The sequence below is a fragment of the Ramlibacter sp. genome (assembly GCA_019635435.1).
Taxonomy (GTDB): Bacteria; Pseudomonadota; Gammaproteobacteria; order Burkholderiales; family Burkholderiaceae_C; genus JAHBZM01.
The window spans coordinates 369,398-387,671 of the sequence record JAHBZM010000001.1 but is presented as its reverse complement, the minus strand read 5'-3'; the positions used below and the strand labels follow the sequence as shown (position 1 = coordinate 387,671).

General features: G+C 68.0%; 22 protein-coding genes. 13 read left to right on the top strand and 9 right to left on the bottom strand.

What is annotated here, in order from left to right; translation table 11 throughout:
- Positions 1–38: 38 nt before the first annotated feature.
- Positions 39–623 carry a hemerythrin domain-containing protein gene (locus KF796_01840; GenBank protein MBX3585356.1) on the top strand — a complete coding sequence of 195 codons (585 nt, stop codon included), beginning with the start codon at positions 39–41 and terminating at the stop codon, positions 621–623.
- Between the two features lie 4 nt (positions 624–627).
- Here KF796_01840 and KF796_01835 read toward each other — a convergent pair whose 3' ends face one another.
- Positions 628–1,731 (bottom strand): alkene reductase, encoded by a 1,104-nt coding sequence (locus KF796_01835; GenBank protein ID MBX3585355.1) that lies wholly within the window; start codon positions 1,729–1,731, stop codon positions 628–630.
- A gap of 126 nt (positions 1,732–1,857) precedes the next feature.
- Between KF796_01835 and KF796_01830 the strand changes: the two genes are divergently transcribed.
- The gene (locus KF796_01830) at positions 1,858–3,102 is read left to right on the top strand and encodes a YbfB/YjiJ family MFS transporter (protein ID MBX3585354.1); all 1,245 of its coding nucleotides are present in this window, start codon (positions 1,858–1,860) and stop codon (positions 3,100–3,102) included.
- Here the strand turns inward: KF796_01830 and gstA are convergent.
- Complete coding sequence (gene gstA / locus KF796_01825; protein ID MBX3585353.1) at positions 3,095–3,703, bottom strand: glutathione transferase GstA; 609 nt, start codon at positions 3,701–3,703, stop codon at positions 3,095–3,097. The two genes, KF796_01830 and gstA, sit on opposite strands and share 8 nt — an antisense overlap.
- Positions 3,704–3,785: 82 nt before the next feature.
- Here gstA and KF796_01820 point away from each other — a divergent pair, with 82 nt between their 5' ends.
- The 3 genes from KF796_01820 to KF796_01810 all read left to right on the top strand — a co-directional run bounded on the left by KF796_01820 (position 3,786) and on the right by KF796_01810 (position 6,251).
- Positions 3,786–5,090 (top strand): hypothetical protein, encoded by a 1,305-nt coding sequence (locus KF796_01820; protein ID MBX3585352.1) that lies wholly within the window; start codon positions 3,786–3,788, stop codon positions 5,088–5,090.
- Between the two features lie 139 nt (positions 5,091–5,229).
- On the top strand, positions 5,230–5,415 hold the full coding sequence (locus KF796_01815; protein ID MBX3585351.1) for a DUF1328 domain-containing protein: 186 nt from the start codon (positions 5,230–5,232) through the stop codon (positions 5,413–5,415).
- Positions 5,415–6,251 (top strand): transglutaminase family protein, encoded by an 837-nt coding sequence (locus KF796_01810; GenBank protein MBX3585350.1) that lies wholly within the window; start codon positions 5,415–5,417, stop codon positions 6,249–6,251. Before KF796_01815 ends, KF796_01810 begins: the two co-directional genes overlap by 1 nt.
- Before the next feature lie 31 nt (positions 6,252–6,282).
- Here KF796_01810 and KF796_01805 read toward each other — a convergent pair whose 3' ends face one another.
- Both KF796_01805 and KF796_01800 read right to left on the bottom strand, forming a co-directional pair.
- Complete coding sequence (locus KF796_01805; protein MBX3585349.1) at positions 6,283–7,050, bottom strand: class II aldolase/adducin family protein; 768 nt, start codon at positions 7,048–7,050, stop codon at positions 6,283–6,285.
- A complete protein-coding gene (locus KF796_01800) occupies positions 7,047–7,664 on the bottom strand; it encodes a phosphohydrolase (GenBank protein ID MBX3585348.1) in 618 nt (205 codons plus the stop codon). Before KF796_01800 ends, KF796_01805 begins: the two co-directional genes overlap by 4 nt.
- Before the next feature lie 108 nt (positions 7,665–7,772).
- On the opposite strand from KF796_01800, the gene KF796_01795 reads away from it, so the two are divergent.
- Positions 7,773–8,486: a Crp/Fnr family transcriptional regulator gene (locus tag KF796_01795; GenBank protein MBX3585347.1), complete on the top strand. Its 714-nt coding sequence runs from the start codon at positions 7,773–7,775 to the stop codon at positions 8,484–8,486.
- A gap of 15 nt (positions 8,487–8,501) precedes the next feature.
- Here KF796_01795 and KF796_01790 read toward each other — a convergent pair whose 3' ends face one another.
- From KF796_01790 to KF796_01775, 4 genes are read right to left on the bottom strand one after another with little or no spacing between them, the layout of a single operon-like run.
- Positions 8,502–8,780, bottom strand: a complete 279-nt coding sequence (locus tag KF796_01790; GenBank protein ID MBX3585346.1) for a YkgJ family cysteine cluster protein — start codon at positions 8,778–8,780, stop codon at positions 8,502–8,504.
- 22 nt (positions 8,781–8,802) lie between these two features.
- The gene (locus tag KF796_01785; protein MBX3585345.1) at positions 8,803–9,384 is read right to left on the bottom strand and encodes an NAD(P)H-dependent oxidoreductase; all 582 of its coding nucleotides are present in this window, start codon (positions 9,382–9,384) and stop codon (positions 8,803–8,805) included.
- A 43-nt stretch (positions 9,385–9,427) separates the two neighbouring features.
- A complete protein-coding gene (locus KF796_01780) occupies positions 9,428–9,934 on the bottom strand; it encodes a DUF1772 domain-containing protein (protein ID MBX3585344.1) in 507 nt (168 codons plus the stop codon).
- 55 nt (positions 9,935–9,989) lie between these two features.
- A complete protein-coding gene (locus tag KF796_01775) occupies positions 9,990–10,586 on the bottom strand; it encodes a Crp/Fnr family transcriptional regulator (protein ID MBX3585343.1) in 597 nt (198 codons plus the stop codon).
- Positions 10,587–10,701: 115 nt separating this feature from the next.
- Between KF796_01775 and mnmG the strand changes: the two genes are divergently transcribed.
- The 7 genes from mnmG (at position 10,702) to KF796_01740 (ending at position 16,821) form a co-directional block, all read left to right on the top strand.
- The gene (gene mnmG, locus KF796_01770; protein MBX3585342.1) at positions 10,702–12,678 is read left to right on the top strand and encodes a tRNA uridine-5-carboxymethylaminomethyl(34) synthesis enzyme MnmG; all 1,977 of its coding nucleotides are present in this window, start codon (positions 10,702–10,704) and stop codon (positions 12,676–12,678) included.
- Entirely contained in the window at positions 12,662–13,309 is a 648-nt protein-coding gene (gene rsmG / locus KF796_01765) for a 16S rRNA (guanine(527)-N(7))-methyltransferase RsmG (protein ID MBX3585341.1), read from the top strand. Before mnmG ends, rsmG begins: the two co-directional genes overlap by 17 nt.
- Before the next feature lie 80 nt (positions 13,310–13,389).
- A complete protein-coding gene (locus tag KF796_01760; protein ID MBX3585340.1) occupies positions 13,390–14,004 on the top strand; it encodes a LysE family transporter in 615 nt (204 codons plus the stop codon).
- 7 nt (positions 14,005–14,011) lie between these two features.
- Entirely contained in the window at positions 14,012–14,782 is a 771-nt protein-coding gene (locus KF796_01755) for a ParA family protein (protein ID MBX3585339.1), read from the top strand.
- Between the two features lie 77 nt (positions 14,783–14,859).
- On the top strand, positions 14,860–15,399 hold the full coding sequence (locus tag KF796_01750; GenBank protein ID MBX3585338.1) for a serine hydrolase family protein: 540 nt from the start codon (positions 14,860–14,862) through the stop codon (positions 15,397–15,399).
- Between the two features lie 15 nt (positions 15,400–15,414).
- Positions 15,415–16,332, top strand: coding sequence for a ParB/RepB/Spo0J family partition protein (locus KF796_01745; GenBank protein ID MBX3585337.1), 918 nt, complete (start codon positions 15,415–15,417; stop codon positions 16,330–16,332).
- Between the two features lie 15 nt (positions 16,333–16,347).
- Positions 16,348–16,821: a BON domain-containing protein gene (locus KF796_01740; protein ID MBX3585336.1), complete on the top strand. Its 474-nt coding sequence runs from the start codon at positions 16,348–16,350 to the stop codon at positions 16,819–16,821.
- Between the two features lie 6 nt (positions 16,822–16,827).
- Here the strand turns inward: KF796_01740 and KF796_01735 are convergent, their stop codons facing one another.
- Positions 16,828–18,252 (bottom strand): FAD-binding protein, encoded by a 1,425-nt coding sequence (locus tag KF796_01735; GenBank protein MBX3585335.1) that lies wholly within the window; start codon positions 18,250–18,252, stop codon positions 16,828–16,830.
- Between the last annotated feature and the right edge of the window lie 22 nt (positions 18,253–18,274).

Below are 18,274 nucleotides of genomic sequence, written 5' to 3'. Positions count from 1 at the left end.
CAAAGGCCGGGGGCGGCCGGCGTGGGACGCTTGGTTCCATGACGCACACCAGCATCCGCACCATCCTTGACGAGCACCGGGCCGTGGCGGCGGTGCTGCGCTCGCTGCTGCTGATGGTGCAGCGGGGCCCGGGCGACGAGCCCGAGCGCTTCTTTGACGTGCTGCGCGCGATGCTGTTTTACATCGACGAGTTTCCCGAGCGCCTGCACCATCCCAAGGAATCCGACCTGCTGTTCCCCAAGGTGGCGCGCCTTGCCCCGGCGTTGATGCCGGTGATCGAACGGCTGGAGCGGGAGCACATGCGCGGCGAAGGCGCGGTGCGCGACCTGCAGCACCTGCTGCTGGCCTGGGAGCTGCTGGGCGACGGCCGGCGACCGGCGTTCACGGAGGCGGTGGACCGCTACGTGACCTTCTACCTCGAACACATGCGGGTGGAAGAGCAGGAGGTGCTGCCGGTGGCCCAGCGCGTGCTCGGGGCGGATGACTGGGCCGCGCTCGACGCGGCCTTTGCCAGCCACTGCGACCCCCTCACCGGGACCCAGCCGCGCGACCCGGTCTATGACCGCCTGTTCACGCGGATTGTGATGAAAGCGCCGGCGCCGATCGGTGTGGGCGGCGCCTGAGCACTCAGGCCATGGCCGGGTAGTCGGTGTAACCCCTGGCGCCACCCCCGTAAAAGGTGGCCTTGTCAGGCGTGTTCAACGGCGCGCCTTCACGCAGGCGGTGCACCAGATCCGGGTTGGCGATGAAAGGCTTGCCGAAGGCCACCAGGTCGGCGTGGCCGGCCATGGCGTGTTCGGCCAGGGGCTGGTCGTAGCCGTTGTTGACCATCCAGGCGGCCTGGCCGCCGGCGCTGCGATAGGCGTCCTGCAAGGCGGCGTAGTCGAACGGGCGGTCGGGGATTTCGCGCGGGCCACCGGTGGCGCCTTCAATGATGTGGATGTAGGCCAGCTGGAGCGGCGCGAGTTCGCGCACCACGTAGTCAAACAGCGCCTGCGGGTCGTCGTCGACCACGTCATTGGCCGGCGTCACGGGCGACAGCCGCAGGCCGGTGCGCTCGCCGCCGATCTCCGCGGTGATGGCGCGCATGACTTCCAGCAGCAGGCGGGCCCGGTTTTCGATGCTGCCGCCATAGTCGTCGGTGCGCTGGTTGGAACCGGTCTTGAGGAACTGGTCGAGCAGGTAGCCGTTGGCGCCGTGCACCTCCACGCCGTCAAAGCCGGCGGTGGTGACCGCGTGGCGCGCCGCATGGCGGAAGTCCTGCACGATGCCCGGCAGCTCGGCGGCGTCCAGCGCGCGGGGCTCGGACGTTTCCACAAAGCTGCCCACCCCGTCCTTGATCAGGTAGGTTTTGGTCCGGGCCGCGATGGCCGAGGGCGCGACGGGTTTCTGGCCGTCGGGCTGCAGGTCCACATGCGAGACGCGCCCCACGTGCCACAGCTGCACCACGATGCGGCCACCTTCGGCGTGCACGGCGTCGGTCACCTTCTTCCAGCCGTCCAGCTGCTCGGTGCCGTACAGGCCGGGCACGTCGGCGTAGCCCTGGCCCTGGTGGCTGATGGCCGTGGCCTCGGTGATCAGCAGCCCGGCGCTGGCGCGCTGGCTGTAGTACTCGGCCATCAGTGGGGTGGGCACGGCGCCGGGCGCGCGGTTGCGCGTGAGCGGGGCCATGACGATGCGGTTGGGCAGGCGCAGGGCGCCCACTTTCAGGGGGTCAAACAGGGAAGGCATGGGTGTTCTCCGGGAGGTTCAAACCTGGCTTCAGGGTAGCCTCGTTCCAAAGGCCCTGCCACGGGCAGGATGCCGCGTTCTGGAGTAGGCCGGCGCCGCACCGTCGCCTGACCCACAATGGACCCCATGTCCCCAGACGTCCCTGTCGCGTCCACCCCTGCGCCCGATTGCGCAACGCCCAGCCCCACCGAGGGCACCGTGCTGTGGCTGGCGCTTGCGCTGTCGCTGGGCGCCGCCATTTCCCTGGGCATCACCCGGTTTGCCTATGGCCTGCTGCTGCCGCCCATGCGGGCCGACCTGCAATGGTCCTACGCGCTGGCGGGCGCCATGAACACGGCCAATGCGCTGGGCTACCTGCTGGGCGCGCTGGTCACGCCGCGGCTGATGGCCCGGCTGGGGGTGTCGCGCGTGCTGCTGGGCGGCGCGGTGCTGGCCAGCCTGTTCATGGGGCTGAGCGGCTTCTTCACGCAGGCCGCGCCGCTGCTGGCGCAACGCCTGCTGGCCGGCATGGCCAGCGCCTTTGTGTTCATCGCGGGCGGGCTGCTGGCGGCCCGCCTTGGTGCGCTGCAACCGCGGCGCAGCGGCCTGCTGATCGGGCTGTATTACGGCGGCACCGGACTGGGCATCATGGCGTCGGCGCTGTTGGTGCCGGCCATGCTCGGCGCGGCCGCCAGGGTGCCGCACGGCTGGTCCTGGGCCTGGTGGGCGCTGGCCCTGGTGTGCCTGGCCGCGACCGCGGCGCTGGCCTGGCCTGCTCGGCAGCTGCAAGGCCTGGCCGTGCCCGTGGCGGCGGCCGCCGCAGGGGCGCCGCCGGCCTTCCGCTGGCGCCCGTTTGCCCCGGCGCTGGCGGGCTATGGCCTGTTTGGCGTGGGCTACATCGGCTACATGACCTTTGTGATCGCCCTGCTGCGCGAGCAGGGCGCGGGGGCGGCCGCCGTGACGCTGTTCTACGCGCTGCTGGGGCTCGCGGTGCTGGCCTCGTCGCGCATCTGGGCCGGGCTGCTGGACCGCAGCCGGGGCGGCCAGGCGCTGGCCACACTCAATGCGCTGCTGGGAGCTGCCACGCTGCTGCCGGCGCTGACCTCGGTCTGGCCGCTGGTGCTGCTTTCGGGCGCGGTGTTTGGCGCGGTGTTTTTGTCGGTGGTGGCGTCGACCACGGCGCTGGTGCGGCACAACCTGTCGCCGGCCCTGTGGGCGGCGGGCATCAGCGCCTTCACGATCGTGTTTGCGGCCGGCCAGATCGTCGGGCCCACCGTGGTGGGCTGGATCGCCGACGGGCCCGGGGGCCTGGCGCGCGGGCTGGTGTATTCGGCCGTGGCGCTGTGGGCTGGCGCGCTGATGGCGGCGCGCCAGCGGCCGCTGGCTACTTGAGCAGGCCTTCGGCCTTCATGGCTTCCTGCACAGCGGGGCGGGCGCCCACACGTTCGCGGTAGGCCAGCAGGTTGGGGTAGCCCGACAGGTCCACGCCCACGGGCTTGGCCCAGTTGGTCACGGTGAACAGGTAGCCGTCGGCCACGCTGAAAGCCTCACCCATCAGATACTGCTTGCCCGCGAGTTCGCCGTCCACCCACTTGAGGCGGGTGGCCAGGCGCTCCTTGGCGAGCGTCTTGGCCTCCTCGGGCATGGCGGGGTTGAACAGCGGGCTGAAGCCCTTGTGGACCTCGGTGCCGATGAAGGTGAGCCACTCCTGCAGGCGGTAGCGCGGCAGGGTGCCATTGGCGGGGGCCAGGTTTTTGGCGGGGGCCTGGTCGGCGATGTACTGCACGATGGCCGGGCCCTCGCGCAGGCGGGTGCCGTCGTCGAGTTCCAGCAGCGGTACATAACCCAGCGGGTTGATGGTGTAGTAGTCGGTGCCATCGTCGAGCTGGTGGGTTTTGGTGGGGGCCTTGACGGCTTCGAAGGCGATGCCGGCTTCGCGCAGTGCGATGTGCGGCGACAGCGAGCAGGCGCCGGGGGAGTAATAGAGCTTCATGGTGTTTCCTTTGAGGTCGGTTGGCGGCGAGTGCCGTTGGCGCATGCTAGCGGGTGCGGCGAATTCGTGCTCACAATGGCGCATGTCCCGAATCTTCAAAATCTTGCTGGGCCTCGTGGTGGCAGGGCTGCTGACGGCGGGTCTGGCCGGCCTGGCCCTGCAGCGCTGGCTGGCGAGCGCCGATTTCCGGGACCGCGCGCAGGCTGCTGCGCAGCAGGCACTGGGCGTGCCGGTGACGTTTGCCGCCATGTCGGTGACCCTGTGGCCCCTGCCGGCGGTCACGCTGGACGATGTGGCCTTGAAGACCCTGCCGCCGCTGACCCTGGGGCGGGTCCAGGCGCGCCCGGCCTGGGGCCCGCTGCTGGCGGGCCGGCTGGAGGTGGCCACGCTGGTGGTGCGCGACGCGCAGCTGCCCCAGAAGGGGGTTGAGGCCCTGCTCGATGCGCTACAAAAAAGAGAGCGCAAAGTGCCCGCCGCTGCTGGACTCCCGGGCCAAAAGGCTGAAAACTCCGGCGCACTGCCGCGCCGCATGCTGTTGCAGCAGCTGACCTGGATCGACAAGGCCGGCCACCGCAGCACGGTGGATGCCAGGGCCCGCATGGACGACGACGGCCTGCCGGGCGATGTGGATCTTCACGTGGTCCGGGGCCGCCTGGAAGGCTCGCGCGTGAACCTGCGCCGTGCCAATTCGGGCGCGCGCGACTGGGGCCTGGAAATGGCCATCGGGGGTGGCACGGTGCGCGGCTCGGTCACGCTGGCGCAGCTCGAAGGCGGGCCGGACCTGATGCTGAGGGGCAAGCTGGACACCTCGGGCGTGGAGGTTGCAGCGCTGGCCGCGCCGGCGTCCGGGGCGCAGGCGCCCCTGAGCGGCAAGCTCGAGGCCTCCACCACCCTGCAGGCGCGCGCCGCGCGCGCCGGGGACCTGCTGGCGGTGCTGCAGACGCAGACCCGCTTCACGGTCCGCGATGCGGTGCTGCACGGGATTGATCTGGCCAAGGCCGTGAGGACCGTGGGCCTGAGCCGCGGTGGCGTGACCCGGCTGGACACACTGGCCGGACAGGTCACCACGCAGGGCCGGGCCATCCAGTTGACCCAGCTGGTGGCCAGTTCGGGGGCGCTGACCGCCAGTGGCAATGTCTCGGTGTCGCCGCAGCGCGAACTCAGCGGGCGGATTGCCGTGGACCTGGCCGCGCGCGCGGTGGGCCATGCCGTGGGCGTGCCGCTGGTGGTGGGCGGCACGCTGGACGCCCCGGAGGTCACGCTCACGCGCGGGGCGCTGCTGGGCGCGGCGCTGGGTACGGCGGTGCTGCCGGGCGTGGGCACCGGCGCTGGCGCCAAGCTGGGTGACCGGCTGGGGCAGGGCCTCAAGGGCCTGTTGGGCCGTTAGTCCCCGCAGGCAGCCGCGCATGAACAGCGGCTTGTCCTACAGCGCCGTGCGACGGCGGCTGATCAATGCGAACGCGCGGTTTTCCTAGCATGGGAGGCAGTGTCATTGCTGCGGCTTCATGCCGCGAAAGGAGCCTCTCATGCTGAAGTACGCCCTGATTTTTGCCCTGATTTCGCTGATTGCCGCGGCCTTGGGCTTTGGCGGCATTGCCGCCGGCGCCGCGGGCATCGCGAAGATCCTGTTCGGCCTGTTCCTGGTGATTGCCGTGGTCTTCGTGGTCCTGGCCGCGCTGGGCGTGGGCGCCGCCAAGAAGGTGCTGGACTGATGCCGCGCTCCACCGTGGAGGTGGTGCTGGAGTACGACGTACTCGCGCCAGCGCATTTCTGTTTCAACATCGAGGCGGCCCAGCTGCCCGGCCAGACCCTGCTAAGCGAGCGGCTGGCCGTGTCGTCGGGCGTGTCGGTGCATGGCTTCAATGACGCGCTGGAAGGCAACCGGTTCATCCGCTTCGAGGCGCCCGTGGGCCCGCTGATGGTCAACTACCAGGCCGACGTCATGCTGGAGCCCCAGCCGGTGCCCGAGGACCTGGACGAAGGGCCGGTGCACCAGATCCCCGATCCGGTGTTGCGATACCTGATGCCCACACGGTTCTGCGAGTCCGATGCGCTGTCGCGCGCGGCCCAGCAGCTGTTTGGCCACCTGCCGCCGGGCATGGGCCGCATCAGGGCGGTGGAGCAGTGGCTGCACAACTCGATCACCTACCTGCCGGGCAGCACCGGCCCCATGACCACGGCGCGCGACGTGTTCGTGCAGCGCGCCGGCGTGTGCCGGGACTTTGCGCACCTGGGCATCACGCTGTGCCGGGCGCTGAACGTCCCGGCGCGGCTGGTGGTGGGCTATGTCTGGTTTGACGAACCGCCGCAGGACTTCCACGCCATGTTTGAAGCCTGGCTCGGCGGCCGCTGGGTGCTGTTTGACCCCACGGGCATGGCGCAGCCGGAGCGGCTGGTGCGCATCGGCACGGGCAGCGATGCCAAGGACGTGGCCTTCAGCACCATCTATGGCGCGGTGAACATGACGCGCATGGAAATCTTCGTGAACGAGCGCGACCGCGAGACACAGCTGCGCGTGCAGGCCGAACTGCTGGCCGAGGACGCCTGAGCGCCCCGGCCGGCGCGCCTCTGCGGCTCGCTCAGTTCTTGTAGCCCGGGTCCGCGCGCTCGACCTTGCGCAGCAGCGCGGGCCAGGCAATGTTGGCGCCCTGGCCCGCGGTGGCGGTCTTCATGACTTCGCCCATGCCCTTGAGGATGCGCGGGTCCACCTGCACCAGCTCACCACCGGCCTGCGCGTCGATCTGGATGCGGCAGGTGTTCTCGAAGGTGTACATGCTCAGGAACGCATCGGCAATGGTGCGGCCCACGGTCAGCAGGCCGTGGTTGCGCAGCATCAGGAAATTGGCGTCGCCCAGGTCGGCCGTGAGGCGGGGCTTTTCGTCCTCGCGCAGGGCCACGCCTTCGTAGGCGTGGTAGGCCAGCGAGGCCAGCACAAAGGTGCTCTGCTGGCTGATGGGCAGCACGCCGCCCTTTTGCGCGCTCACGGCCACGCCGGCGCGGCTGTGGGTGTGCAGCACGCAGCCGGCGTCGGGCCGCGCCGCGTGGATGCAGCTGTGGATGTTGAAGCCCGCCGGGTTGACCGGGAAGGGCGAGTCGATCACCTTGTTGCACTGGCCGTCGACCTTGACCAGGCTGGACGCCGTGATTTCGTCAAACATCAGGCCATAGGGGTTGATCAGGAAGTGGTGGTCGGGCCCGCTGACCGACTCGGGCAGCTTGGCGCTGATGTGCGTGAAGACCAGGTCGCTCCAGCCATACAGCGCCACCAGGCGGTAGCAGGCAGCGAGGTCCACGCGCAGCGCCCATTCCTCGGCGCTGACGACTTCCTTGAGTGAGGCGATGTTCATGCGGTCTCCTTGGCGGCCTGGGTGGGTTTGTAGATGGTGTTGACGGGTTGGGCCATCAGCCGGCGCAACATCGGTTCGAATTCGCGCAGCGGCAGGGTCTCGGCCCGGGCGTCGAAGGCCGGGTTGTCGTAGAGCGCGCAGAACTCCTCGGTGCGCGCAAAGTGCGGGTGGCCACGAAACTGCTCGCGCATGTCGCGGTCCATGCCAATGTGATGGAAGAAGTAATGGCCCTGGAAGATGCCGTGGTGCTGCACCATCCAGTGGTTGGCCTCGCTCACGAAAGGCTTGAGCACGGCGGCGGCGATGTCGGGGTGGTTGAACGAACCCAGCGTGTCGCCCATGTCGTGCAGCAGGGCGCAGACCACGTACTCCTCGTCGCGGCCGTCGCGCAGCGCGCGGGTCGCGGTCTGCAGCGAGTGGGTATAGCGGTCCACCGGGAAGCCGCCGTAGTCGCCCTCAAGGATTTTGAGGTGGGCCATCACCCGGTCGGGCAGGCCCCGGCTGAACTGCATGAACTCGCCCGCAATGGCCTGCCAGTCGGCCTGGGTGCTGTCCTGCATGCGGGTGAAGCTGGCACGGGCATGGCCCGGCTGGAGCGTGGTGGGTTGCGTCATGGGGAAGGTTCCTTGTGCCACGGATTCTTGGCTTCTGCTTGACGGTTAACTGTCAAAAATTTAACAATCAAGGGAAGTCCCTTCCACCCGGCTGTCGCCCGCGCGTCAATGAAATCGAGCCCAGAACTGCTGGCCCGCCTGTCGGCCAACCCCTGGTTTGGCGCGCTGCCGCTGCGCGAACGGCGTGCCATGCTGGCCGCCTGCGAGCCGGTGCGGGTGCAGCGCGGCGAGATGCTGTTCCGCCAGGGCGACGCGGTGCCGGCGGGCAGCGGGGCCTTTTACGGGCTGGTGCAGGGGCGCTTCAAGTTTTCCAGCCTGCGCGAGGACGGCAAGGAGGCCATTCTTGCCGTGCTGGAGGCCGGCAACTGGTTTGGCGAAGTCTCGTTGCTGGACCAGCAGCCGCGCACCCATGACGCGACGGCCCTGGTGCCATCAGAGGTGCTGCTGCTGGGCCGCGCGGCATTCGACGGGCTGATGCAGCGCCATGCGTTTGCGCTGGCGGTGTGCCGCATGCTCGCGGCGCGCACCCGCTCGCTGTACGGCATGGTGGAGGACGCGACGCTGCGGTCCACCCGCGCGCGCGTGGCGCGGCGGCTGGTGCTGCTGGCGCGCGGCGATGCCACCCATACCCCCGAAGCACGGCCGGTGGTACCGGTGTCGCAGGAGTCACTGGCGATGATGCTGGGCATGACGCGCCAGACCCTGAGCAAGGAGCTCCAGGCGCTGGTGGCCGCGGGCGCGGTGGCGGCGGGCTATGGCCGGATCGAGATTGTGTCGCTGCCGCTGCTGGAGGCATTGGGCGCGGACGGCGCGCGCGGCTGAAGACCGGCCCGCTGCTCAGGTATTGCGGGTTGCCTGTGGCGCCGGGCGGGTCTGGGTTTCGAGCCGGGTCAGCCAGTGCAGGGCCTGCACCGCGCTCGCGCCACACATTTCGGCCGAGGGCCTGAGCTGGGCACACACCGCAGGCCGTTCGGGCTGGCCAAAGATGCGGCAGCGCAGGGCGTCGTCCAGCTGGACGCAGCGTGCGCCAGCGGGCTTGCCCAGCGGCATGCCGGGGATGGGGCTGGAGATCGAGGGGGCGATGCAGCAGGCACCGCAGCCGGGGCGGCAGTCCATGGGCGGGCGGGTCGCCGGCGCGCTAGGCCGTGTTCAGCCGGCCCGCGGCCCAGATGACCTGGTCGATCACGGCCTGAACGCCCTTGATGTTGCGCTCGTCCTTGAGTTGGCCCTGTTCGTCAAAGGCGTCCCCCGCGCGGCTGAGCGCGAAATTCTGCGGCGCCAGCCAGCAGTGCAGGTTGACCAGCAGCGGCGCCAAGTGGCTTTGCGAACGCAGGCCGCCGAGCGCGCCGGGCGAGGCGCTCAGCACACCGACGACCTTGCCACGGCTGGACTTGAAGCCGTCGCCCCACTCGGGGTGCGATTTGGCCGGGCTGGACACCCAGTCCAGCGTGTTCTTGAGCAGGGCGGGGTAGCTGGCGTTGTACTCGGGCGTGCAGATGATCCAGGCCGGGTGCTCATGCATGAGCTGCTTGAGGCGGATCACATCGGCCGGCGTGCCCTGAGCCTCGAGGTCGGCGTTGTACATGGGGATGTCGAAATCCGCCAGCTCGATGTGCATGACATCGGCGCCGCTGGCCGTGGCCATGGCGGCCGTGACTTTGGCGAGCTTGCGGTTGAAGGACTGCTGGCGGGTGCTGCCTGCGAAGACGAGGATTTTCATGGCCCGATTGCACCACATCGGCGGGCAGGAATCCTGCGAAGTGTCAGCGCTGCGGACGGCCTGCGCGCAAGGCAAGTGCCACCAGGGCCAGCGCAAACGCGCCGAAGCTCACCAGGGTGCGCATCAGGTTGGCGACATTCCATTGATCGCGCACGGTGGCCCAGTCCGGCGGCAGGGCTTGTGGGCTCCAGGCTTCGGTCTGGGCATTGAGCGGCAGATTGACCTGGTGGGTGAACACGATGATGCCCAGCAGGTAGATCGCGGCGGCGGCCGCCAACAGCCCCCACCACGCCTGGCGGCGCTCAGGGCTCGCGGCCAACAGGGCTAGCCCGCACCATACGGGTGGCCCGAAGAAGAAGCTGAAGAACAGCATGTGCCGCACGTTGCGATTGAAGGCCGACTGGACCACCGCGTAGGTGGGGCCGTCCATTTGCAGCATCGCCAGATTCACGTTGGCGCTGTAGGTGGCGAAGAACCCGGCCATCAGTCCCAACCAGAGAATGGCCAGGGTGTGAAGGGGCAGGGCGAGGGTCTGGGCGTATCGGCGCATGGAGGCTCCGGGGAACAGGAAAGCCCCAGTGTGTCCGCCATCGGGCCATCGCGCCTTAACCTTTGATAAGCCCCATGCCGCCGCGCAGGCGTGACAGCGTGACATCGGTGACGCCGAGGTAAGAGGCCAGGTGTTTGAGGGGGATGCGGGCGGCCCAGTCGGGTTGGTGTGCCAGCAGGAGGGCGTAGCGCTCCTGGGCGCTGTGCTGCAAAAAGGCTTGTTCGCGCTGCATCTTGCCGTCGAGCAGGGCGCACACGGTGTGGTGCTCCAGGGCCTGCCATGCGGGGCCGCGCCGCGCTGTTTCGCTGGCGCCATCCAGAGGCAGGGCCCAGACGATGCTGTCTTCCAGAGGTTCCACGTGAAACGCCGCAGGCTGCGCGCGAAGCCAGGGTGTGACCGGCCAAAGCATGGCGCCAGGCAGAAAGAAGTTCTTGTTGGACTCGGTGCCAACGCGGTCGAGGTAGAAAAGGCGCAGTGCACCGGCTTCCACCCACCACAGGTGTTGCCAGATGTCGCCGGCGCGCAGCAGGGGCTCGCCCCGGGTCAGGAGCGAGCGTCGGGCGGTGCGCGCCCAGGCCGCCAGGTCGTCGGCGAGTGGCCCCAGCTTGCTGGCAAGGGCCTCTGCGAGTGGCGTTTGCGTGGAGGGCGGCATCAATGGGAAAATCAGGGGTTGGCCGTATGCCGCGTCGAATGCTGTTGGGGCAGGGATCGCGGGCGATCGGCCTTTGCTTTTTGATTATCGGGCCACTTTTGGCTCTGGAACCCCCATGTTGTACCCTCAGGAATTCGACGTCATCGTGGTCGGTGGCGGCCACGCTGGCACCGAAGCCGCCCTTGCGTCCGCACGCATGGGCTGCAAGACGCTGCTGCTCAGCCACAACATCGAGACGCTGGGGCAGATGAGCTGCAACCCGTCGATTGGCGGCATCGGCAAGGGCCATCTGGTCAAGGAGGTGGATGCACTGGGCGGCGCCATGGGCATTGCCACAGACGAAGGCGGCATCCAGTTCCGCATTCTCAACAGCTCCAAGGGCCCGGCCGTGCGCGCCACGCGGGCGCAGGCCGACCGCATTTTGTACAAGGCGGCCATCCGCCACCGGCTCGAGAACCAGCCCAACCTCACGCTGTTCCAGCAGGCGGTGAACGACCTGATGGTCGAGGGCGACCGCGTGGTGGGGGCCGTCACGCAGGTGGGCATCCGGTTTCGCGGGCGCGCCGTGGTGCTCACGGCCGGCACCTTCCTGGACGGCAAGATCCATGTGGGCCTGAACAACTATGCGGCGGGCCGCGCCGGGGACCCGCCCGCGGTGAGCCTCTCGGCGCGGCTCAAGGAGCTCAAGCTGCCGCAGGGCCGGCTCAAGACCGGCACGCCGCCCCGGCTGGACGGCCGCAGCATTGACTTCAGCCGCTGCACCGAGCAGCCGGGCGACGGCATGCCCGGCGGTGTGGGCGACGCGGTGCCGGTGTTCAGCTTCATGGGCCGGGCCAGCATGCACCCGCGGCAGATGTCGTGCTGGGTGACGCACACCAATGAGCGCACCCACGAGATCATCCGCAGCGGTTTTGACCGCAGCCCCATGTTCACCGGCAAGATCGAGGGCGTGGGCCCGCGTTATTGCCCCAGCGTGGAAGACAAGATCAACCGCTTTGCCGACAAGGAAAGCCACCAGATCTTCCTGGAACCCGAAGGCCTGACCACCAATGAGTACTACCCCAATGGCATCAGCACCAGCCTGCCGTTTGACGTGCAGTACGAGCTGGTGCGCAGCATGGCGGGGCTGGAGAACGCGCACATCCTCCGGCCGGGCTACGCCATCGAATACGACTACTTTGACCCGCGCTCGTTGAAAAGCAGCTTTGAAACGCGGCAGATTGCCGGCCTGTTCTTTGCCGGCCAGATCAACGGCACCACGGGCTATGAAGAGGCGGCGGCCCAGGGGCTGTTCGCGGGTATCAATGCCGCGCTGCAGTGCCGGGGCGAGGCGGCCTGGTTGCCCCGGCGCGACGAGGCCTACCTGGGCGTTCTGGTGGACGACCTGATCACCAAGGGCGTGACCGAGCCTTACCGCATGTTCACGAGCCGGGCCGAGTTCCGCCTGCAGCTGCGTGAGGACAATGCCGACCTGCGCCTGACCGAGGCCGGGCGTCGCCTGGGCCTGGTGGATGACGCCCGCTGGGAGGTGTTCTGCCGCAAGCGCGACGCTGTTTCACGTGAAACCGAACGGCTCAGGGCGACCTGGGTCAATCCGCGCAACCTGCCGGCGGCGGAATCGGAGCGGGTGCTGGGCAAGGCCATCGAGCATGAATACAACCTGGCGGACCTGCTGCGGCGGCCCGATGTGACCTATGCCCAGCTCATGAGCCTGGACGGCGGCCGGTTTGCGGTGGCCGGCGTCTCACGTGAAGCCCTGGGTGAGCTCGCCGAGCCGGTGATCGAGCAGATCGAGATCGCGGCCAAGTACTCGGGCTACATCGACCGCCAGAAAGGGGAGGTGGAGCGCGCCGCCTACTACGAGAACCTGCGGTTGCCCGACGACCTGGACTACCAGCAGGTCACGGCGCTCAGCATCGAGGTGCGGCAAAAGCTCCTGAAGCACCGGCCCGAGACCCTGGGGCTGGCCTCGCGCATCTCGGGTGTCACGCCGGCGGCCATCTCCCTGCTGCTGGTCCACCTCAAGAAAAGCCGCTTCAAGGGCTTTGACAAAACGCCCGAGCCCGACGCTGCCCATGCCGACCTTGCCTGAACTGGAGCCGGGTCTGCGGCGTGGGCTGGACGTGCTGGGCCTCGCTTTGACGGATGCGCAGGTCGCGCAGCTTCTGGACTATCTGGCTCTGATCCAGAAATGGAACAAGGTTTACAACCTGACGGCCGTGCGCGAGCCGGCCGACATGCTCACGCACCACCTGCTGGACAGTCTGGCCATCATCGCGCCGCTGCGCCGGCAGCTTGCCGGCCAGGCGGCGCGGCTGCTCGACGTAGGCTCGGGTGCCGGCCTGCCCGGCGTGGTGATCGCCATCTGCTGCCCCGAGGTGGTTGTGACCTGTGTGGACACGGTGGCCAAGAAGGCGGCCTTCATCCAGCAGGTGGCGGCGGCGCTGAAGTTGCCCAATCTCACGGGCCTGCACGCCCGGGTGGAAAGCCTGACCGGTCCCTTCGACGTGGTCTGCTCCCGGGCCTTTGCCTCGCTGGCGGACTTTGTCGGCTGGTCGGCCGGGACATTGGCGCCCGCCGGGGTCTGGCTCGCCATGAAGGGCAGGCATCCCACAGAGGAGCTGGTGGCGGTCGGGGCCCGTGCCGCGGTGTTTCACGTGGAACCTCTGACCGTGCCCGGGCTGGACGCCGAGCGCTGCATCGTCTGGCTGCGGCCACAGTAGGCGCATCGAACCGGCTCGCGCACGCGCCCCGGGCCCCGGTGTAACGTAAACTCGACCCCTCACGTTCCGGGGGAATTTCCATGTTTGGCATTGCAGACTACGGCGCTTTTGTGGCCGCGATCATCCTGTTTCTGGCGATCCCCGGCCCGGGCAATCTCGCGCTGATCACCTCCACCAGCAAGGGTGGACGGGCCGGCGGCCTGGCGGCAACCCTGGGGGTGATTGCCGGCGACCAGGTGCTGATGTGGCTGGCCGTGGCCGGCGTGTCAGCCCTGTTGGTGGCGTACCCCACGGCCTTTCATGCGGTGCAGTGGCTGGGCGCCGCCTATCTGGCCTGGCTGGGCTTCAAGATGCTCACGGCCAAGCCGGGCGCCAAGCCCATCCTGAACATCCAGCCGCGGCACTACTTCAGGCAGGCCGCGCTGATCACGCTGCTCAACCCCAAGGCGATCGTGTTTTACATGGCCTTCTTCCCGCTGTTCGTGGACCCAGCCCGGCACCAGGGGCTGGTGACTTTTGGCGTGATGGCGGCCACGATTGCCGCGCTCACCTTCGCCTATGGCCTGATCGTGGTGCTGCTGACCTACCACCTGGCCGAGCGCCTGCGGGCCAATCCGGTGATCACGCGTGTGCTGGAAAAAGTGGCGGGCGTGTTCCTGATCGGCTTTGGCGTCAAGCTGGCCATTTCGCGGTAACTCCTTCATGGCCAAAATTTTCTGCATTGCCAACCAGAAGGGTGGCGTTGGCAAGACCACCACCACGGTCAATCTCGCGGCCGGCCTGGCCAAGGTGGGCCAGCGGGTGCTGATGATCGACCTGGATCCCCAGGGCAATGCGACCATGGGCTCGGGCGTGGACAAGCGCAAGCTCGAACTCACGGTGTACGACGTGCTGCTGGAGTCGGCGTCGGTCAGGGAGGCGGCGACTTTTTCCGAGAAGTGCGGCTACCACGTGCTGGGCGCCAACCGCGAACTCGCGGGCGCCGAGGTGGAGCTGGTGGATGTGCAGCGGCGCGAGAAGCGGCTCAAGCAGGCGCTGGCCGAGGTCGACGCTGATTACGACTTCGTGCTGATCGACTGCCCGCCCAGCCTGAGCATGCTCACGCTCAACGGCCTGTGCGCGGCGCATGGCGTGATCGTGCCCATGCAGTGCGAGTACTTCGCGCTGGAAGGCCTGACCGATCTGGTCAACACCATCAAGCAGGTGCACGCCAACCTGAACAAGGACCTGCTCATCATCGGCCTGCTGCGCGTCATGTTCGACCCGCGCATCACGCTGCAGCAGCAGGTCAGCGACCAGCTCAAGGCGCACTTTTCCGACAAGGTGTTCGACACCGTTATCCCGCGCAATGTGCGGCTGGCCGAGGCGCCCAGCTATGGCTTGCCCGGTGTGGTGTTCGACCCGGCGGCCAAGGGCAGCCAGGCCTTCGTGGATTTCGCCAAAGAGATGGTCGAACGCATCCAGAAAATGTGATGGTTGCCGTGTTCATGCATCAAACAGGGCTGGAGTCCAGGCTGGGCGGCCACTGTGCGCTATCAAAACAGTAGCAAATGAAGCCTTCCAACGTTCTCATCCTGCCTGGCTGGCAAAACAGCGGGCCCGCCCACTGGCAAAGCCTGTGGGAGCACAAGCATGGCTACTTCCGCGTGGAACAGCACGACTGGATGAATCCGCTGCGCGGCGACTGGATCGCGCGGCTGGAGGACGTGGTGCTGTCTCGCGACGAGCCGGCGGTGCTGGTGGCGCACAGCATGGGCTGCATCCTGACCGCGGCCTGGGCCGCGATTTCAAAGAACACCCATCGGGTCAGGGGCGCGCTGCTGGTGGCGCCCGCCGATCTGGAGCGCGAGGAGTTGCGCGAGCAACTGCCCGGCTGGTCGCCGATCGAACTGGCGCGGCTGCCGTTCGGCAGCGTGCTGCTGGCCAGCCGCAATGACCCGTATTGCGCGCTCGAGCGCGCCCGCCTGTTTGCCCATTGCTGGGGCTCGCAGTTCATGAACTATGGAGACTGCGGCCACATCAACGGCGACTCGGGCCTGGGCAGCTGGCCCGAGGGCCATGTGCTGCTGCAGGACCTGATGAAAGACTAGAAAGAACCCACCGACATGGTCACCAAAAAACCCAAGGGACTGGGCCGCGGCCTGGAGGCGCTGCTGGGCCCCAAGGTCAGCGAATCGAACGGCGACAGCGTGGCCAGCCATCCCGGCCTGCCGGCATCGCTGCGGCTCGAGGACATGGTGCCCGGCATGTACCAGCCGCGCACCCGCATGGACGAGGGTGCCCTTTACGAGCTGGCCGAGAGCATCAAGGCCCAGGGCATCATGCAGCCCATCCTGGTGCGCAAGCTGGAGGCGGGTGCCAACGAGGGCAAGTACGAAATCATTGCCGGCGAACGCCGCTTCCGCGCGGCCAGGCTGGCGGGCCTGGACAGCGTGCCCGTGCTGGTGCGCGACGTGCCCGACGAGTCGGCCGCGGCCATGTCGCTGATTGAAAACATCCAGCGCGAAGACCTCAACCCGCTCGAAGAAGCCCATGGCCTGCAACGCCTGGTGAAAGAGTTTGGGCTCACTCACGAGCAGGCAGCACAGGCTGTCGGCCGCTCGCGCAGCGCGGCCAGCAACCTGCTGCGCCTGCTCAACCTGACCGATCCGGTGCAGACCATGTTGATGGCCGGCGACATCGACATGGGCCATGCGCGGGCCCTGCTGGCGCTTGAAAAGGCCTCTCAGATCACGGCCGCCAACCAGATCGCGGCGCGCAAGATGTCGGTGCGCGAGGCCGAAAGCCTGGTCAAGAAACTCAGCGCCGAGTTCAACCTGGTGTCGCCCAAGCCCAAGAAGGAAAAGTCGCGCGACCTGCGCCGGGTCGAAGAGGAGCTGTCGGACCTGCTCACGGCCGAAGTCGAGGTGCGCGTCAAAAAGCGCGTCAAGCGCCATGGCCGCACCGAGGAAATGGGCGAGCTGGCGATCCAGTTTGGATCGCTGGAAGAGCTCAACGGATTGATCGAGCGCCTGCGCAAATAGGTCTTGGGGATGCAGATGCGCTGGGCCGCACTGGTTTTCATGGGGGTGCTGGCCGGGCCGGTGCCGGCCCAGGAGCGCACCAATGCATTCAATGACCCGTTCGTCCAGGTCACCTCGGCCATCGCCACCTGTCCGGTGCCAGCCGGTCCGCTGTACACGGCGCAGGAGGCGCGCGACGCCGCGCATGTGCGGTCGCACCACGGCACCAGCTGCTTCCGCTCAGGGCGCTGCCGCTTGCCCAACTCCTACCTCTATGACGCCGAACTGATCCCGCGCGTGGTGCAGTACATCCGGCTGGACGGACGCTTCAACGACACCAGCCTCTGGGTGGTGGGGGAGCGGCGGCTGGTCTGGCTGGCCGGCTGCGTCAACTCGCGCGAACAGGCCGAGGCCCTGCAAAAGGCCGTGATGCTGGTGGACGATGTGATGGGCACCATCGACTATCTGGCGCTGCCAGGCGAAGCGCCACGCTACGAAGTGAAGAAATAGCCCCGCTCAGAGCGAGAAAATCTTCCCCGGGTTCATGATGTTCTTGGGGTCCAGCGCCCGCTTGATGGTGCGCATCATGTCGACCGCGCCGGCGCCGGCCTCGGTCACCAGGAACTCCATCTTGTGCAGGCCCACGCCATGTTCACCAGTGCAGGTTCCCTCCAGGCTGAGCGCGCGGGTCACCAGCTTGTGGTTGAGCGCCTCGGCAATCTCGCGCTCCTTGGGGATGGTCGGGTCCAGCAGGTAGCCGAAATGGAAGTTGCCGTCGCCCACGTGGCCGACGAGGAAGTAGGGGATGCCACTGGCATCGGCCTCGGCCACGGAGTCGAGCAGGCAGTCGGCCAGCCGGCTGATGGGCACGCAGGTGTCGGTGCTGATGGCGCGGCAGCCGGGGCGGCTCTGGATGGCGGCAAAGTAGGCGTTGTGCCGCGCTGTCCACAGGCGGGTGCGCTCCTCGGGGGTAGTGGCCCATTCAAAGGCATTGCCGCCAAACTCGGTGGCGATCTCCTGCACGGTCTCGGCCTGTTCCTTCACGCCGGCCGGTGAGCCGTGGAACTCCATGAGCAGCATGGGCTCCTCGCGCAGGCCCAGCTTGCTGTGGGCGTTGACCATGCGCACGGTGTTGTGGTCGATCAGCTCCACGCGCGCGATCGGCACGCCCAGCTGGATCACCTGGATGGTGGTGCGCACCGCGGCCTCGATGCTGGGGAACGAGCAGATGGCGGCGGACACCGCCTCGGGCAGCGGGTAGATGCGCAGCGTGATTTCGGTGATCACGCCCAGCGTGCCCTCGCTGCCCACCATGAGGCGGGTCAGGTCGTAGCCGGCCGACGACTTCTTGGCGCGCGTGCCGGTGCGGATCACTTCGCCGCTGGCCGTGACCACTTCCAGCCCCAGCACGTTCTCGCGCATGGTGCCGTAGCGCACGGCGTTGGTGCCGCTGGCGCGCGTCGCGCTCATGCCGCCAATGGTGGCGTCGGCGCCCGGGTCGATCGGGAAGAACAGGCCGGTGCTCTTGATCTCCTCGTTCAGCGCCTTGCGCGTCACGCCGGCCTGCACCGTGACGGTCAGGTCCTCGGCATTGATGCTCAGCACCTTGTTCATGCGGCTCACGTCGATGCTGATGCCGCCTTGCACCGCGAGCAAATGCCCTTCGAGCGAGGAGCCCACGCCAAACGGGATCACCGGCACCTCGTGCTGGCTCGCCAGCTTGACCGCGTCGGCCACGTCGGCCGTGTTTTCGGCAAACACCACGGCCGCCGGTGGCGGGGCCTGGAAGGACGATTCATCGCGCCCATGCTGCTCGCGCACCGCCAGCGCCGTGGAGCAGTTGGCGCCAAAGCGCGCCTTGAGCGCGTCAATCAGCGCATCAGGGACGGCGCGCTGGTGGATTTCGGGGATCAGGTGGGCAACTTGGGTGGGGGCGTTCATGGGCTTGTCTCCGGTTCTCCTG